The sequence below is a fragment of the Ancylobacter sp. TS-1 genome (genome assembly GCF_009223885.1).
Classification (GTDB): Bacteria; Pseudomonadota; Alphaproteobacteria; order Rhizobiales; family Xanthobacteraceae; genus Ancylobacter.
This window is the reverse complement of the sequence record NZ_CP045144.1, coordinates 1856358-1873130: the sequence shown is the minus strand read 5'-3', so window position 1 is coordinate 1873130 and position 16773 is coordinate 1856358. Positions and strand designations below refer to the sequence as shown.

The window sequence follows — 16773 nt, the reverse complement described above, 5'->3', positions numbered from 1 at the left end:
GGATCATTTTCCGCTCCCCTCGATATCCGGGCGCGGCTCGCCGGCCTTGTAGGTGGTGACGAAGAAGTCGCTCACCGTGTCGCGCAGGGCGTTGAAGTAGCGCCCGCAGCCATGGATGTGGCGCCAGCGCTCGGCGTGCAGGCCCTTGGGGTTGGTGCGGTTGTAGAGGAAATCGGCCCATTCCTCGTCGGAGAGGGCGGAAGGATCGGCCGGGCGGGCGATATGCGCCTCGCCGCCGTAGCGGAATTCGATCTCAGGCCGCTTGCCGCACCAGGGGCAGTCGATGATGAGCATGTCTCGCCCTCCTCAGTGCGCGACGGCGGCGGCGGCCGCTTCGTCGATCAGGAAGCCGTCGCGGAAGCGCTCCAGCGTGAACGGCGCGTTGATCGCGTGCGGGGCGTCCTTCGCGATGGTGTGCGCGAAGACGTGGCCCGAGCCCGGCGTCGCCTTGAAGCCGCCGGTGCCCCAGCCGCAATTCACATAGAGGCCGGGAACCGGGGTCTTGGCGATGATCGGCGAGCGGTCGGGCGTCACGTCGACGATGCCGCCCCAGTTGCGCAGCATGCGCAGGCGGCGGAACTGCGGGACCAGTTCGCAGATGGCGTCCAGCGTGTGGGTGGTGATGTGCAGCGCGCCGCGCTGGGAATAGGAGGTGTAGGCGTCGGTGCCGGCGCCGATCACCATCTCGCCCTTGTCGGACTGCGAGATGTAGGCGTGGATGGTGTTGGACATGACCACGGTGGGGAAGGCGGGCTTGACCGGTTCCGACACCAGCGCCTGCAGCGGGAAGCTCTCCAGCGGCATGCGCAGCCCGGCCATCGCCATGACGACGCTGGTGTGGCCGGCGGCGGAGACGCCAACCTTCTTCGCCCGGATGAAGCCGCGCGAGGTCTCGACGCCCTCGACCGCGCCGGAGGGGCCGCGCCTTATGCCGGTGACCTCGCAGTTCTGGATGATGTCGACGCCGCGCGAATCCGCCGCGCGGGCGAAGCCCCAGGCCACGGCGTCGTGGCGGGCGGTGCCGCCGCGCCGCTGAAGCGCGCCGCCGATGATCGGGTAGCGCATGCTCTTGATGTTGAGCGGCGGGCAGAATTCCTTCACCTGCTCGGCGTTCAGCCACTCATTGTCGACGCCGTTGAGGCGGTTCGAGTGGACGTGGCGCTTGAAGCTGATCTCGTCGTGATGATTGTGCGCCAGCATCAGCACGCCGCGCGCCGAATACATCACATTGTAATTCAGGTCGGCCGACAGGCCTTCCCACAGCTTCACTGCGTGCTCGTAGAGCGCGGCGCTCTCGTCGAACAGGTAGTTCGAGCGCACGATGGTGGTGTTGCGGCCGGTATTGCCGCCGCCGAGCCAGCCGCGCTCGATCACCGCGACATTGGCGATGCCGTGTTCCTTGGCGAGATAATAGGCCGCCGCCAGCCCATGACCGCCGGCACCGACGATGACGACATCGTATTCGGGCTTGGGCTCGGGGTTGCGCCATTGCGGCTGCCAGCCCTTGTGGCCGCCCAGCGCGCGGCGGAACAGCTCGAAGCCGGAGAATTTCTGCACATTCGCCTCCGACGCTCACGTCGTTCGATCGTTGGCAACATGCTTGCGCGGCGACGCGTCACACGCGAGCATTGTTTCGGCGCTGGCGTTGAACGGATGCGACATCGGATGCGACACCGGAGACGAAACGCGTGCGTGGGGACGTCGGCGGCCCGCCGACGGGTGCCCGACCGTCATCTCGGCTGTCACATGGCGGCGCTAATCTCACGTGCTGGTGACCGGGCGCGGCATCCTTTCCTTGCGGAAGCCATGATCGGTGCCTACGTCCGGGAGACCTTTTTCAGCGGGACGCACCATGTTCAACACCGGTAATTTCGACGCCAAGCGGCTTCTCGACCAGTTCCTGACGCCGCAGGCCGGCGGGCAGGGCCAGGCCGGGGGCAATGTGCCGGCACAGCAGAACCCGCTGGGCGGGCTGCTCGGCGGACTGACCGGGGCGCTGGGTGGCGGTTCGGCGGGCGGTTCGGCGGGCGGCGCGCCTGCCGCCGGCGGCGACATGGTGGGCCGCGCCAAGGACTATCTGTCCAATAATGGCGGCTCGCTCGCCTCCGGCGCGGCGGCCGGCGCGCTGGTGTCGCTGGTGCTCGGCAGCAAGGGCGGGCGCAAGATGGCCGGCAATGCGGTGGCGCTCGGCGGCCTCGCGCTGGTCGGCACGCTCGCCTACAAGGCCTACCAGAACTACCAGCAGGGCGGGCAGCCGCAGCAGGCGGCGACGCCGCCGGAGCCGGCGCAGCTTCCCCCGGCGCATTCGCCCTTCCATCCCGACCAGGCCGACCACACCCATTTCGAGGTGACGCTGCTGCGCACCATGATCGCCGCCTCGCTGGCGGACGGGCATATCGACGATGTGGAGCGCGCCGCCATCTCCGCCAAGCTCGGCGAGGAGGGCGCCCGGCTCGACGAGGCCGAGCGGTTCCTCACCGCCGAACTCGCCCGTCCGGCCAGCCCCGAGAGCCTCGCCGCCGCCATTTCGCGCCCGGAGGAGGCGGCGGAGGTCTACATCACCGCGCTGCTCGCCATCGACGCGGACAACAACGCCGAGCGCGCCTTCCTCGCCCGCCTCGCGTCGGCGCTCAAGCTCGATCCCGAGCTGGTGCCGCACCTGCAGGCGGCGGCCCGCGCCGCCCGCGCGGCCTGAGTCCGGCGGGGGCCGGATTCACCCCGGCCCCGCCGTCCCTCGGCCGGAAAACTGGTTAATCGTTAAGGTTAAGCTCGCTTTAAGCACTCGCGGGCACAGTGGCGCTGTCGAAGAACGCCGGGCATGTCCCGGCCATTCCGGGATAGCCACATGCGCCGCGTTGCGTTCCATGGTCGCGAAACACGCCACACCCGGCGGCTGCTGGCCGCTGCGCTGCTGGGCGCCGGCCTCCTCGCCGGGCCGGCATGGGCGGCCGATCCCGGCAGCGACGCGGACGCAGCCGATCTTCTGGCCAAGGCGCCGAAGATCGAGGACCCCAGCGGCTGGTATCTGCGCGGCGACGTCGGCTACGTCTTCAACGAGACGCCCGACATCTCGCAGCTCGACTTCATGCCGGCGCCCGTGGGCGGTTCGCTGGACGATGCCTGGCTGGTCGGCGCGGGCATCGGCCTCAGGCTGAACGACATGCTGCGCGTCGACCTGACGGCGGACTACCGCAGCAAGGCGGACTACACCGCCTCCGGCCTCTCCGCCGACTTCAACGCGACGACGCTGCTCGCCAACGTCTATGTCGATCTCGGCATCTGGCACGGCATCACGCCCTATGTCGGCGCTGGCGCCGGCACGAGCTATGTCTCGGTGACGGACATCGATTTCCTCGGCAACGACATCGGCCGCTCCGACGGCTGGGGCGTCGCCTGGGCGCTGATGGCCGGCGTCGCGGTGGCGGTGAGCGCCAACTGGCAGATCGATGTCGGCTACCGCTACCTGCATCTGTCCGACCCCGGCGCCAACCATGTCGATTTCGAGCAGAGCGCGCACGAGGCGCGCCTCGGCGTGCGCTACCTGTTCGACTGACGCCGGGCTGGGGCGGCACGGTCGACCTTTTCCTCCGGAGTGATCGCGTCCTTCGCGCGGCGGCGCAGGCACGTGGCCGGCGGACCGAAGGTGCCCTTCATTGCGGCATTCGGTTCCGGCATCGCGGGCGATCAGTCCTGCATCGCGGGCGGTCAGTCTTGCTGTAGCGCGCGGCGCTCTTTTTCATGAAAGAACTTCGGGCTCGTCGAGATAGTGCACCATTCCGGCGGCTTGCAGGGCTTCTTCTACTTGATCGTAGTTCGATATGGCGACGGAGCGCGGCACGGAGCGGGCTCTTATCGTCTGCGGCTTCAGCCCGGTCTGGTCCACGCCGAGAAAGGTCTGCAGGTCCTCATAACGGTGGCCTGCGCTGATTTCTTCATAGCTGATATCCAGTCGTGTAAACTTTCTACATAAAAGATTCAATGATTCATCAGAGAATATAAAGTATCTAATATAATTAATCGCTTCATCCGGATCTATGTGTATCGGATCGTGGTCATATCTTTCAATTGATTTCCATTTTCCTGTAATCTGAGCCATTTTCATGGAGAGATACTGGTCGAATTTATTATGTCTTGTAAGAAAGATTATCTTGAAATTCAAATCAAGAAACAGTGCGAAAATTTCAGGATAATCGATTATGTTGTCCCATGGCATTTTAAAGCCAATGGATCTGCTGGACGGATCGTGAAGATCCTCCTCTACAAATCGTCTCAATGTTTTATCGCTGGAAGAATAGAGTTCGCCCGACCTGAAAACCTCGCCGAAGCACCTCACCTGTTGATGAGAATCGAGAAGCCGCTCAAGAAAGGTCGAACCGCTGCGTCCCAGCGACACAACCGAAAAATACTGAACCATCGCGCGTCTCCCGGAATGACCTTAAAATATAGTCATCCCGCCGGCGTGTCGATATCGAGATAAGGCGTTCCGGGCGGTAATATAGTGAGCCTGTATCTGCCGTTGCCATCGCGGCCGCCGCAGCAACCGCAGGGCGGTGTTGGATGCCTGTTGCGTTTCTCCGAGAGCGGGAGTACATCCCCTTCCGGGCTATCCCACCCCACCGTGGGACGTCCATCTGAGAGGATGGCTAAGATGACGAATATCGCTCTGCCGGCGGCGAAGCCGGCGAATCCCAATTTTTCTTCGGGCCCCTGCGCCAAGCGTCCCGGCTGGACGCTGGAAGGCTTGAGCGATGCGCCGCTCGGCCGTTCGCACCGTGCCAAGGTCGGCAAGGCGAAGCTGAAGCTCGCCATCGACCTCACCCGCGAAATCCTCGAAATCCCCGCCGGCTACCGCATCGGCATCGTTCCCGCCTCGGACACCGGCGCGGTCGAGATGGCGCTGTGGTCGCTGCTCGGCGCCCGCCCGGTCGACCTGCTGGCCTGGGAGAGCTTCGGCGAAGGCTGGGTGACGGATGTCGTCAAGCAGCTCAAGCTCAAGGACGCCCGCGTCCTCAAGGCGCCCTATGGTGCGCTGCCCGATCTCGCCGAGGTGAATTTCGACCATGACGTCGTGTTCACCTGGAACGGCACCACCTCCGGCGTGCGGGTGCCGAACGCCGACTTCATCCCCGCCGACCGCACCGGCCTGACCATCTGCGACGCCACCTCGGCCGCCTTCGCGCAGGACCTCGACTGGGCCAAGCTCGATGTCGTGACCTATAGCTGGCAGAAGGTGCTGGGCGGCGAGGCCGCGCACGGCATGCTCATTCTGAGCCCCCGCGCGGTCGAACGCCTCGAGAGCTACGTGCCGGCCTGGCCGATGCCGAAGATCTTCCGCATGACCAAGGGCGGCAAGCTGGTCGAGGGCATCTTCGAGGGCGAGACGATCAACACCCCGTCCATGCTGTGCGTCGAGGACTATCTCGACGCCCTGAACTGGGCCAAGTCGATCGGCGGCCTCAAGGGGCTGCGGGCGCGCTCGGACGCCAATTTCAAGGTGCTCGCCGACTATGTGGCGAAGACGCCGTGGATCGACTTCCTCGCCACGGTGCCGGAGACCCGCTCCAACACCAGCGTGTGCCTCGTCGTCGCCGACCCCGAGGTGAAGTCGCTGCCGGCCGACGCGCAGGCGGCCTTCGCCAAGGCGCTGGCCTCCGCGCTGGAAAAGGCGGGCGTCGCCTTCGACATCGGCGCCTATCGCGACGCGCCGGCGGGCCTGCGCATCTGGGCGGGCGCCACCGTCGAGACGTCTGACCTCGCCGCGCTGCTGCCCTGGCTCGACTGGGCCTTCGCCAGCGCCAAGGCCGGCCTCAGGCAGGCGGCCTGATCCTCTGCGTTCGTCCCCGCCGCTGACGCGAGGGGACGGCGAAGGGGCTGCCGCTCCGGCTCGACGGCGGACGGGACGTCTCCTCCCGCTCCCGCCTGTCGTCGAACCTTTCCGCGAGCCTGTGCCCGACGAACGCTTCGTCGTCCTCTCCCGCCAGCGGCGGGACGCCTTTTCCTTTCCCGCCTGCTGCGGGTTGCACTCAACCTTTTTCGAACAGGATGAAGCCCATGGCTCCCCGCGTTCTCATTTCCGACGCCCTCTCGCCCGCCGCCGTGCAGATCTTCAAGGATCGCGGCATCGAGGTGGATTTCCAGCCGGCCCTCGGTAAGGACAAGGACAAGCTGGCCGAGATCATCGGCAATTATGACGGTCTCGCCATCCGCTCGGCCACCAAGGTGACGCCGAAGATCCTCGCCAACGCCACGCGGCTGAAGGTGGTCGGCCGCGCCGGCATCGGCGTCGACAATGTCGACATCCCGGCCGCCACCGCCAAGGGCGTGATCGTGATGAATACGCCGTTCGGCAACTCCATCACCACCGCCGAGCACGCCATCGCCATGATGTTCGCGCTCGCCCGCGAAATCCCCGCCGCCGACGCCTCGACCCAGGCCGGCAAGTGGGAGAAGAACCGCTTCATGGGCGTCGAGCTGACCGCCAAGACGCTCGGCATCATCGGCTGCGGCAATATCGGCTCCATCGTCGCCGACCGCGCCATCGGCCTGAAGATGAAGGTCATCGCCTTCGATCCGTTCCTCAGCCCTGAGCGCGCCATGGACATCGGCGTCGAGAAGGTCGAGCTGGACGAACTGCTGGCCCGCGCCGACATCATCACCCTGCACACGCCGCTGACCGACAAGACCCGCAACGTTCTCTCGGCCGAGGCGATCGCCAAGACCAAGAAGGGCGTGCGCATCATCAACTGCGCGCGCGGCGGGTTGGTCGACGAGGCGGCGCTGGCGCAGGCGCTGGAGAGCGGCCAGGTGGCGGGCGCGGCCTTCGACGTGTTCATCACCGAGCCGGCCACCGAGAACCCGCTTTTCGGCCATCCCAACGTGATCTGCACCCCGCATCTGGGCGCTTCCACCACCGAGGCACAGGAGAATGTCGCCCTGCAGGTGGCCGAGCAGATGAGCGACTATCTGCTGCGCGGCGCCATCTCCAACGCGGTGAACTTCCCCTCGATCACGGCGGAAGAAGCCCCGAAGCTGAAGCCCTTCATCGAGCTTGCCGAGAAGCTGGGCTCGTTCGCCGGCCAGCTCACCGACACCGACATCAAGTCGGTACGCATCACCTATGACGGCGCGGTGGCCGGCCTGAAGATCAAGGCGCTGACCTCGGCGGCGGTGGCCGGGCTGCTGCGCCCGGCGCTGGCCGACATCAACGTCGTCTCCGCCCCGAGCATCGCCAAGGAGCGCGGCATCGTGGTGGAGGAGACCACCCGCGAGGTCGCCGGCGACTATGAGAGCCTCGTGACGCTGACCGTCGTCACCGACAAGATCGAGCGCTCGGTGTCTGGCACCGTCTTCGCCGACGGGCGCCCGCGCATCGTCGACATCAAGGGCATCAAGGTGGATGCCGAGTTCGCGCCCTCGATGATCTACGTCACCAACGAGGACAGGCCCGGCTTCGTCGGCCGCTTCGCCAGCCTGCTCGGCGATGCGGGCCTCAACATCGCCACCTTCGCGCTCGGCCGCGACCGGCAGGGGGGCGACGCCATCGCGCTGGTCGAGGTCGACGGCACCGTGCCGGCCGAACTGCTCGCCAAGGTGCAGGGCCTTCCCTCGGTGAAGCAGGCCAAGCCGCTGGTGTTCTGAGGCGAGAGACGGCTGCGACAAGAAAAAGGCCCCCGGAGAACCCGGGGGCCTTTTGCGTTGGAAGCGCCCCGCTCAGAGCGGGAAGGCGGCGCGGTGCAGCTTGGCGGCGGCCTTGGACAGCGCGACGATCTGCTCCCAGTCGCCCATGGCGACCGCCTCGTTCGGCGCCACCCAGGAGCCGCCGACGGCGAGAACGTTGGGCTGGGAGAGGTATTTGCCGACATTGTCCGGCCCGATGCCGCCCGTCGGGCAGAAGCGCAGGTCCGGCAGCGGGCCGGCCAGCGACTTGATGAGATTGGCCCCGCCGACCGCCTCGGCCGGGAACAGCTTCAGCACCGGGAAGCCCATGGCGTGCAGCGTCATCGCCTCGGTGGCGGTGGCGCAGCCGGGCATGACCGGCACCGGCGCCTCGGCCAGCGCCTCGGCCAGCGCGGTCGGGCAGCCGGGGCTGACGAGGAAGCGGGCGCCGGCGTCTATCGACTTCTGGATCAGGTCGGGCCGCGTCACCGTGCCGGCGCCGACGATGGCGTCGGGCACCTCGGCGGCGATGGCGGCGATGGCTTCCAGCGCGACGGGGGTGCGCAGCGTCACCTCGATAAGCGGCAGCCCGCCCTCGGTCAGGGCCCGGGCGAGCTTCACGCCGGCCGCGACGCTGGTGATGGTGACGACGGGCACCACCGGGGCGCGGGCGAGCAGGAAGCTGGGATCGGGAAGCGACATCGGGCACCTTTCAGATGAGTGGACTCATGAAGACCGCCGGGCGTCGGCTTGTCGAGAGGCGATGCAAGATTTGTGCGGCGCCGCTCGTCCCGCCGCGCGCGCCATCGGGAACCCCGGGGCGCGCGAGGAGGTTTCTCCCGCGGCAATGACGCATTAGCCTGACGGGCGCGTGACACGGCCCGCCGTTTCCGCGCCGTTCCGCCCCGTGCCGAGGCCGTCCCATGTTCAACATCGATTCCGCCTATCCCCGCGACATGATCGGCTACGGCCGCAACCCGCCGGACCCGAAATGGCCGGGCGGCGCGCGCATCGCCGTGCAGTTCGTGATCAATTACGAGGAGGGCGGCGAGAACAACATCCTGCATGGCGACGCCGCCTCCGAGGCCTTCCTCTCCGAGATCGTCGGCGCCCAGCCCTGGCCGGGCCAGCGCCACATGAACATGGAGTCGATCTACGAATACGGCTCAAGGGCCGGCTTCTGGCGGCTGTGGCGCCTGTTCACGCGGCGCGCGATCCCCGTCACCGTCTACGGCGTCGCCACCGCGCTCGCCCGCAACCCGGAGGCGGTGGCGGCCATGAAGGAGGCGGACTGGGAGATCGCCAGCCACGGGCTGAAATGGATCGACTACCGCAACCATTCCTACGAGGCGGAGAAGGCCGATTTCGAGACCGCGCTGCGCCTGCACGAGCAGGTCGTCGGCGCGCGCCCGCTCGGCTGGTACACCGGGCGCACCTCCGAACACTCGCGACGCCTCGTGATGGAGGAGGGCGGGTTCCTCTACGATTCGGACATCTATTCCGACGACCTGCCCTTCTGGGTCGAGGGCCCGCGCGGGCCGCATCTGAGCATTCCCTACACGCTCGACGCCAACGACATGCGTTTCGCCATTCCGGCCGGCTTCAACTCGGGCGATCCGTTCTTCACCTATCTGCGCGACAGTTTCGACGCGCTCTATGCTGAGGGCGCCGAGGCGCCGAAGATGCTGTCCGTCGGGCTGCACTGCCGGATCGTCGGCCGGCCCGGGCGCATCCTCGCGCTGCAACGCTTCCTCGACCACATCGCCGCGCATGACCGCGTGTGGCTGCCGCGCCGCATCGATATCGCGCGGCACTGGCACACCCACCACAAGCCGGGAGAAACGCCATGAGGACGACAGCACGCAGGGCCGCCGCGCTCGCCGCGCTCATCCTCGCGCCCGCCATCGCCGAGGCGGGGGAGATCGTCATCGCGCTGCCGCAGGGGATGAGCGCGCAGACCACCCGCGTCGCCTATGATTGCGGCGGCTTCGGCAGGGTCGAGGCCCAGTACATCAACGCCCCGCCGGTGGCGCTGGCGACACTTGCCCTCAAGGGCGAGTTCGTGGTGCTCGCCAATGTGCTGTCGGGCTCGGGAGCGCGTTACGCGGGCGGCCGGTACATCTGGTGGAACAAGGGCGGGACGTCCGACCTCTACGACCTGACGCTCGGCGAGGAGTCGCCCCCGGTCGCCTCTTGCGCCGCCTCGCCATGAGCCTGCGGGCGGGGTGCCCGGGGCCGGCGCGGGCGGCGCACCTCCGGCAGATGCTGCTGGATGACGAGGAACAGCAGCGCCGTGGTCCAGCCGAACATCATGATGCCGCTGCCCGCCGTCATCGGGCCGATCAGCCGGGTCGCGGTCTGCTGGAGCGAATCGCCATAGCCGAGCGCGGTGTAATTGACGAAGGCGGAGTAATAGGCGTCGGTATGGTGGGTCACGAGACCCTTGGCAGCATAGACGACGGCCCAGATTCCAACCTCTATGAGGTGGGCGGTGAGCAGCAGGACGTTGGCGACGATGAGCGCCAGCAGCAGCCGCAGCCGGGGATGATGCTTGAGAATCTGATCGTAGGCGTCCGAGAAGTCGATGAGAATGTAGGTGGCCATGAGATGCACCAGCATCACCAGCAGCATCATCGCGATGCCAATGGCGATTTCCTCGAAGATCATCATCGTCTCCCGGGAGCCGGAGGAGGAGTGGATTGCCGGCGGATATAAGCATCCGCGCGCTTAATGCGGCGGAAATTCAACTGGCGGTCGACTGGGCGGCAGCGGAGGGCTGGAATCCCGGCCTTTCCGACGCGGCATGCTTCGGCACGGTCGATCCGGCGGGCTTTCTCGTCGCCGAACGGGACGGCGCGCCGGCGGCGGTGATCTCGGTCGTGAACTATGACGCGCGATTCGCCTTTCTCGGCTTCTACATCGTGCGGCCGGACCTGCGCGGGCGCGGCATCGGCTTGCGGCTGTGGCAGGCGGGGCTCGCCCATGCCGGCGGGCGCACCGTCGGCCTCGACGGCGTGACGGCGCAGCAGGCCAATTACGCGCGGCAGGGCTTCGCCTTCGCCTATCGCAACATACGCCTCGCCGGCACGCCGGCGGAGGGAGAGGCGGGCGGCACGGTCGACCTCGCCTCGCTGCCCTTCGCCGCGATCGAGGCGAGCGACGCCCGCGTGTTTCCCGCTCCCCGCACGGCGTTCCTGAAGGCGTGGCTCGGCACGCCCAGCCATGTGGGGCGGGCGCTGCTGCGCGGGGGCGATCTCGCCGGCTGGGGCGTGGTGCGTCCGGCGCGGCAGGGCTGGAAGATCGGCCCGCTGGTCGCGCAGGACGAGGCGGCGGCCGAGGCGGTGTTCCGGGCGCTGCGGGCGGCGGCGGGCGGGGCGCCGGTGGTGCTCGACGTGCCCGAGCCGAATGCGGCGGCGCTGGCGCTGGCGGGCCGGCACGGGCTGGCGCCGGTGTTCGAGACCGCGCGCATGTATACCGGGCCGATCCGCCCGGTCGACCTTGCCCGGCTCTACGGCGTCACGAGCTTCGAGCTTGGCTGACGTCCGCCGGGCGGCCGGTCTTCGGCGCCCACAGCGTGGCGATGACGACGCCGGCGAGCACCAGCGCGTAGCCGGCCGCATGGTAGAGATGCGGTCGCTCGCCGAGGAAGACGATGGCCAGCGCCGAGCCGAACACCGGCATGAGGTGGAAGAAGGGCGCGGCGCGGTTCGGCCCCACCAGCTGGACCCCGCGATTGAAGAAGAGATAGGCCAGCACCGAGGGGAACACCGCGACATAGGCGATGGAGAGCAGCGCCTGCGTGTCGAAGACCATGGGCGGGCTCACCAGCCGCTCGGCGACGAAGAGCGGGGTGAGCAGCAGCGCCCCGAGGCCGAGGCAGAAGCCGAGAAAACCGAGCTGCGAGAAGGCGGGCCGCCGCGCCAGCAGCGACGAATAGATGCCGTAGACGATCATCGCCGCGATCATCCACAGGTCGCCCTGGTTGAACTCGATGTTGACGAGCACCGCCGGGTCGCCCCGGCAGATGATGGTCAGCACGCCGAGCAGCGACAGGCATATGCCGCCCGCCTGCCCGCGGGAGAGCCGCTCGCCGTTCAGCACGAAGGACCAGAAGGCGATCAGCAGAGGTCCGATCGACTGGATCAGCAGCACGTTGAGCGCCGGGGTGAACTCCAGCGCGTGGTACTGCATGGTGTTGAACAGGGTGATGCCGGTGAGCGCCAGCACGCCGACCAGCTTCCAGTGCCGGCGCAAGAGCGGCCAGTCCGCCCGCATGGCGCGCCAGGCGAAGGGCAGCAGAATCGCCACCGCCAGCACCCAGCGCAGCCAGGCCAGCGTCGCCGGCGGCACGTGCCCGGCGATGTGGCGCCCGAGCACGATGTTGCCGGCCCAGAACAGCGGCACCAGCGTCAGCAGCAGATAGGGCGCGTCGAGCAGTCGGCGGAACATGGCGGAGCGGGCGCAGCCTCGTTGGCGTGCGAATGTCTAGAGCATTTCGCGCCGCGCCGGCACCGTCCCGGGCCATGAAATAAACTGATCGCCGGACGCGCCGGGGAGATGGCGGATCAGCCGCGCGCCCGGATATGCAGCCGCATGCCCCAGGGATCGGCCACCGCGAAGCCGCCCTCGGCCGGCGCGACGCTTTCATTGGCCGCGAGGAGGCGGGCGCGCAGGGCCTCGACCGCCGCCATGTCGGGCAGTTCGAGGTCAAAATGGACGAGGCCGATGCTGTCGGCCGGCGCGGCGCCGGCGCCCCGGCTCTGCCAGACGTTCAGGCCGAGATGGTGGTGATAGCCGTCGGCACTGACGAACAGCGCGCCGGGATAGCGGTCGGTGGTCACGTCGAGGCCGAGCGTGTCGACATAGAAGCGGCGGGCCTGCGCCAGATCGCCGACCTGGAGATGCACATGGCCGACGCGGGTGCCGGCCGGCATGGGCGCCTCCAGCGGCGCATCGGCCGGCAGGTCGGTGAGCACGTCGCGCAGGTCGAGCGGATGGGTCGCCATCTCGACCGTGCCGTTCGCCCATGTCCAGCTGTCGGCGGGGCGGTCGCGGTAGATCTCGATGCCGTTGCCGTCGGGATCGTCGAGATAGAGCGCTTCGCTGACGATGTGGTCGGAGGCGCCGAGCCGCACGCCCAGCGCGACGAGCCGTCGCAGCACCACGGCGAGGGCCGGGCGGTCGGGTACCAGAATGGCGACGTGGAACAGGCCGGCCGATCCGCGCGGACGCGGGCGGGCGTCGGGCGCCTCCTCCAGCTCGACGATGACGCATTGGCCGGCGCCGAGGCGCACGATGCCCTCCATGCCCCGGCCGAAAAGGGTGAGGCCGATGGTCTGGGTGTAGAAGGCGACGGAGCGCGCCATGTCGCGCACGCGCAGGCGCACGGCGCCCATGGCGAGGCCGGCGGGACGCGCGGCTGTCGAAGTGGCGGCGGGGGCGAGATCGAGCGTATCGACGGGGGGCGTGGTCATGATGGTTCCCTGCGGCTCCGAGGCCGCTTGCCGTTAAAGGTCGTCCCGCGCTCCCGCCGAAGCAATCTCCTGCCGCTTGCAGCGGTGCAATAGTGCCCTGTCCGCCATGCCAGCGGCTCCCCGCCGTGCCGGCCGGCCCGACGGCGAGGCCCGGTGCGTTCTTGCCTGACCCGGAGTCATTCTTTAAGACGATGCAGCCCCGGCCGGATTGTTCGCCGGGGCTTTGTCTGTGCGGCAGGCGCGGCCGATGGTGCGCCGCCGTCCTGCAATCAGGAGCGTGGCTCGTGGCGAATGTGGTCGTCGTCGGTTCCCAGTGGGGCGACGAGGGTAAGGGCAAGATCGTCGATTGGCTCAGCGAGCAGGCGGACGTCGTCGTCCGCTTCCAGGGCGGGCACAATGCCGGCCATACGCTGGTGGTCGGCAGCACGACCTACAAGCTCTCGCTGCTGCCGTCCGGCCTCGTGCGCGGCGCGCGCCTGTCGGTGATCGGCAATGGCGTGGTGCTCGACCCGTGGGCGCTGGTGGACGAGATCGGCCGCATTCGCGCGCAGGGCATCGAGGTGACGCCCGAGCGCCTGCGCGTGGCGGAGAACGTCGCGCTGATCCTGCCGCTGCACCGCGAACTCGACGCCATCCGCGAGAACGCCTCGGCCGGGACCAAGATCGGCACCACCAAGCGCGGCATCGGGCCGGCCTATGAGGACAAGGTCGGCCGGCGCGCCATCCGCCTGATGGACCTCGCCTTCCCGCACACGCTCGACGCCAAGATCGAGCGCATTCTGGCGCATCACAACGCGCTGCGGCGCGGCCTCGGCATCGAGGAAGTGGACGCGGGCAAGCTGCGCGCCGAGCTGATGGAGATCGCGCCGAAGGTGCTGCCCTTCATGGACCGCGTCTGGGCGCTGCTCGACGACGAGCGCCGGCACGGCTCCAAGATCCTGTTCGAGGGCGCGCAGGGCGCGCTGCTCGACGTCGACCACGGCACCTATCCCTTCGTCACCTCGTCCAACACGGTCGCGGCGCAGGCGGCCACCGGCTCCGGCCTCGGCCCGGGCGCGGTGGGCTATGTGCTCGGCATCACCAAGGCCTATACGACCCGCGTCGGCGAGGGCCCGTTCCCGACCGAGCTGCACGACGAGATCGGCCGCCGCATCGGCGAGCGCGGCCACGAATTCGGCACCGTCACCGGGCGCCCGCGCCGCTGCGGCTGGTTCGATGCCACGCTGGTGCGCCAGACCGTGCGCACCTCGGGCATCAACGGCATCGCGCTGACCAAGCTCGACGTGCTCGACGGCTTCGACGAGCTGAAAGTGTGCACGCGCTACCGGCTCGGCGACAAGGAGATCGACTATCTCCCCGCCGGCCAGGACGCGCAGGCGCATGTCGAGCCGATCTACGAGACCATCGAGGGCTGGAGCGAATCCACCGCCGGGGCGCGCTCCTGGGCCGATCTGCCGGCCGAGGCGGTGAAATATGTGCGCCGCATCGAGGAACTGATCGGTTGCCCGGTCGCGCTGCTGTCCACCAGCCCCGAGCGCGATGATACGATCCTCGTCCAGAACCCATTCGAATCGTGATACTTCCCTGACCCCATTCGACTGACCTCACCCCATGGCCGACTATTTCCCGCTGATCGCACGCGCCATAGGCGGCCTTCCCGAGAAGACCGGGGAGGCGCGCAAGGCCGTCTATGAGCGGGCGCGCCGCGCGCTGCTGGCGCAGTTGCGCGCGGTCGATCCGCCGCTGGCGGAGCCGGACGTGCAGCGCGAGCGCCAGTCGCTCGAGGATGCGATCATCCGGGTCGAGGCCGAGTTCGCCGCGCCGCTGCCGTCGCAGATGGCAACGCCGCCCGCGCCGCCTCCGGCTGCCCCCGTGCCCCCCCGTGCCCCCGAGGCGCCCCGCACGCCCGAGCCGGCATCGCGGACGGGCGAGTTCGCCCCCACCGAGAGCGAGGCGGTCGCCGCCGGTCTCGATCCGGCGCAGGTCGCCGCCGGCGCGCATGACTGGCGCAGCGACGCGGCCCGGCTGGTGCGCGCCCGCGAGACGGCGGCCACCTATGAGGAAGAGACGGCCTCCGAAGGCTCCGACGCCGAAGCCGAGGAAACGCTCGCGGCCGACGCGCCGGCCCGGCCCGCCGGCGGACGCGGCAAGCTGGTCGGCCTTCTCGTCTTCGCGGTGCTGCTGATCGCGGCGGCAGCGGTCGGCTATACCCAGCGCCAAACCATCGTCGCTCTGATCGGCGGCGCGTCCTCGTCGACGCAGGCCCCGCAGACGGCGCAGGCGCCCGCCCGCCCGGTCAAGACCGACGCGCCGAAGTCCACCGACCGCATCGCCCAGGCGCCCGATACGTCACGGCCGGCCCAGTCGGCGCCGTCGAACGCGGGCAATGCCCAGCCCGACGGCAGCATCAGCGTCGCCCAGCGCGCTGTGCTGTTCGAGGAGAGCCCGGGCGGCGGCGAACAGGGCCTGCAGCAATATGTCGGCACGGTGGTGTGGAGCACCGAGACCACGTCCGGCGGCAACGGCCAGGCGCCGGATGTCGGCATCCGCGCCGACATCTCCATTCCCGCCCGCGATATCGCGGTGACGCTGACCCTGCGGCGCAACCAGGACGCCAGCGTGCCGGCCTCGCACATCATCGAGGTGCAGTTCAAGCTGCCGCCCAATTTCGACCTCGGCAATGTGTCGAGCGTGCCGGGCATGCGGGCCAAGGCCTCGGAAGGGGCGCAGGGCGCGCCGCTGGTCGGGCTCGCCGTGCGCGTGGCGCCGAGCTATTTCCTGATCGGCCTGTCGTCGCTGGACAGCGACGTTCAGCGCAATCTCAGCTTCCTGATCACCCGCAACTGGCTTGACCTGCCGATCGTGTTCGAGAATGGCCGCCGCGCCATTCTGGTGCTCGACAAGGGCGAGGCCGGCGACCAGGTGTTCCGCCAGGCCTTCACGGCGTGGGGCCTGCAGCCGCCGCCCAAGCCGAGCGCCAACTGACCCGCCCCGGCGCCGGCCCTGAGCGGGCGGCGCGTTGCACGCGGCAGGTTGATCGGATCGTTCTATCGATCCGTGCCCGGGTGAAGGCCGGGTAGGGCGATCTGGCCCGGCCCCCTGATATTCACTTCACCGATTATGAGCGCCCGGACCACCGGGGTTTCCGCGATGTTCGCGGCGCGGGTTCGTTCCGCGCGACGTCCGGTCGCGTCGATCGGGTGCGTCGATCCGTCTTGGCGGCTGGGATTGCCCGCGTCGCGACGCGGGACGCGAAAGCCGCGCCGCCCGGAGCGTCACCGGAAATGGGTGCGAGGCTTTCGCGCCGCTGCGTCAGCCGACAGAGGTGGCCGGGAAGGTCATGTCCCGGACCTCGATTCCGTCCCGCCAGGCGTGCCCTCGAGCGGTGGAGCAGAGCCCCAACCAGCCATGCGCGGGACGCAGGCGTGCGTTCTGGCATTAGGTATACCAAATACCCGATAGACTCCTTACGCTGCAATGCAGCAAAGGTTGATCGGAGAGCCTCCATGTTCCAGTCGGTGTTCCCCCTGCTGCCGGTGCTCATCGTCTGCCATGCGTGGATGACGATCCTGATCGTCGAGACGCTGGGCGATGAGGAAACGGCGGCGCTGCCGCCGGAGTGCTACGCGCGCTAGAACGAAAA

17 protein-coding genes are annotated in these 16773 nt (G+C 68.5%); 10 read left to right on the top strand and 7 right to left on the bottom strand.

All coding sequences use genetic code 11. The features are described from left to right. Positions 1-3: 3 nt before the first annotated feature. Both GBB76_RS08990 and GBB76_RS08985 read right to left on the bottom strand, forming a co-directional pair. Positions 4-294: a sarcosine oxidase subunit delta gene (locus GBB76_RS08990; protein ID WP_152303000.1), complete on the bottom strand. Its 291-nt coding sequence runs from the start codon at positions 292-294 to the stop codon at positions 4-6. A 12-nt stretch (positions 295-306) separates the two neighbouring features. Beyond that, positions 307-1557, bottom strand: coding sequence for a sarcosine oxidase subunit beta family protein (locus GBB76_RS08985; RefSeq protein ID WP_152302999.1), 1251 nt, complete (start codon positions 1555-1557; stop codon positions 307-309). A 295-nt stretch (positions 1558-1852) separates the two neighbouring features. Here GBB76_RS08985 and GBB76_RS08980 point away from each other — a divergent pair, with 295 nt between their 5' ends. Continuing rightward, positions 1853-2695, top strand: a complete 843-nt coding sequence (locus GBB76_RS08980; protein ID WP_152302998.1) for a tellurite resistance TerB family protein — start codon at positions 1853-1855, stop codon at positions 2693-2695. Positions 2696-2845: 150 nt separating this feature from the next. Then, positions 2846-3553, top strand: a complete 708-nt coding sequence (locus tag GBB76_RS08975; RefSeq protein ID WP_152302997.1) for an outer membrane protein — start codon at positions 2846-2848, stop codon at positions 3551-3553. Between the two features lie 183 nt (positions 3554-3736). On the opposite strand, the gene GBB76_RS08970 is transcribed toward GBB76_RS08975, so the two are convergent. Then, the gene (locus GBB76_RS08970) at positions 3737-4414 is read right to left on the bottom strand and encodes a sulfotransferase (RefSeq protein WP_152302996.1); all 678 of its coding nucleotides are present in this window, start codon (positions 4412-4414) and stop codon (positions 3737-3739) included. A gap of 234 nt (positions 4415-4648) precedes the next feature. Here GBB76_RS08970 and GBB76_RS08965 point away from each other — a divergent pair, with 234 nt between their 5' ends. Together GBB76_RS08965 and serA are read left to right on the top strand one after the other, a co-directional pair. Further along, positions 4649-5824, top strand: a complete 1176-nt coding sequence (locus GBB76_RS08965) for a phosphoserine transaminase (RefSeq protein WP_152302995.1) — start codon at positions 4649-4651, stop codon at positions 5822-5824. Positions 5825-6051: 227 nt separating this feature from the next. After that, entirely contained in the window at positions 6052-7638 is a 1587-nt protein-coding gene (gene serA / locus GBB76_RS08960; RefSeq protein WP_152302994.1) for a phosphoglycerate dehydrogenase, read from the top strand. 72 nt (positions 7639-7710) lie between these two features. Here serA and eda read toward each other — a convergent pair whose 3' ends face one another. Next, the gene (eda, locus tag GBB76_RS08955) at positions 7711-8358 is read right to left on the bottom strand and encodes a bifunctional 4-hydroxy-2-oxoglutarate aldolase/2-dehydro-3-deoxy-phosphogluconate aldolase (protein WP_152302993.1); all 648 of its coding nucleotides are present in this window, start codon (positions 8356-8358) and stop codon (positions 7711-7713) included. Positions 8359-8579: 221 nt separating this feature from the next. Between eda and puuE the strand changes: the two genes are divergently transcribed. Continuing rightward, positions 8580-9506 carry an allantoinase PuuE gene (gene puuE, locus GBB76_RS08950; protein WP_152302992.1) on the top strand — a complete coding sequence of 309 codons (927 nt, stop codon included), beginning with the start codon at positions 8580-8582 and terminating at the stop codon, positions 9504-9506. Continuing rightward, entirely contained in the window at positions 9503-9868 is a 366-nt protein-coding gene (locus GBB76_RS08945) for an MliC family protein (protein WP_152302991.1), read from the top strand. The genes puuE and GBB76_RS08945 overlap by 4 nt, the downstream gene beginning before the upstream one ends. Here GBB76_RS08945 and GBB76_RS08940 read toward each other — a convergent pair. Further along, the gene (locus GBB76_RS08940) at positions 9808-10323 is read right to left on the bottom strand and encodes an ion channel (protein ID WP_152302990.1); all 516 of its coding nucleotides are present in this window, start codon (positions 10321-10323) and stop codon (positions 9808-9810) included. The genes GBB76_RS08945 and GBB76_RS08940 overlap by 61 nt on opposite strands. A gap of 32 nt (positions 10324-10355) precedes the next feature. On the opposite strand from GBB76_RS08940, the gene GBB76_RS08935 reads away from it, so the two are divergent. Next, on the top strand, positions 10356-11195 hold the full coding sequence (locus GBB76_RS08935) for a GNAT family N-acetyltransferase (RefSeq protein ID WP_152302989.1): 840 nt from the start codon (positions 10356-10358) through the stop codon (positions 11193-11195). Here GBB76_RS08935 and GBB76_RS08930 read toward each other — a convergent pair. Beyond that, a complete protein-coding gene (locus GBB76_RS08930) occupies positions 11173-12105 on the bottom strand; it encodes a DMT family transporter (protein WP_152302988.1) in 933 nt (310 codons plus the stop codon). The genes GBB76_RS08935 and GBB76_RS08930 overlap by 23 nt on opposite strands. Before the next feature lie 116 nt (positions 12106-12221). Then, positions 12222-13130, bottom strand: a complete 909-nt coding sequence (locus GBB76_RS08925) for a VOC family protein (RefSeq protein ID WP_152302987.1) — start codon at positions 13128-13130, stop codon at positions 12222-12224. A gap of 284 nt (positions 13131-13414) precedes the next feature. On the opposite strand from GBB76_RS08925, the gene GBB76_RS08920 reads away from it, so the two are divergent. The 3 genes from GBB76_RS08920 to GBB76_RS18930 all read left to right on the top strand — a co-directional run bounded on the left by GBB76_RS08920 (position 13415) and on the right by GBB76_RS18930 (position 16765). Beyond that, complete coding sequence (locus GBB76_RS08920) at positions 13415-14707, top strand: adenylosuccinate synthase (protein ID WP_152302986.1); 1293 nt, start codon at positions 13415-13417, stop codon at positions 14705-14707. Between the two features lie 34 nt (positions 14708-14741). Next, positions 14742-16115, top strand: coding sequence for a hypothetical protein (locus GBB76_RS08915; protein WP_152302985.1), 1374 nt, complete (start codon positions 14742-14744; stop codon positions 16113-16115). A gap of 521 nt (positions 16116-16636) precedes the next feature. Further along, positions 16637-16765, top strand: a complete 129-nt coding sequence (locus GBB76_RS18930) for a hypothetical protein (protein WP_256366654.1) — start codon at positions 16637-16639, stop codon at positions 16763-16765. Positions 16766-16773 lie beyond the last annotated feature (8 nt).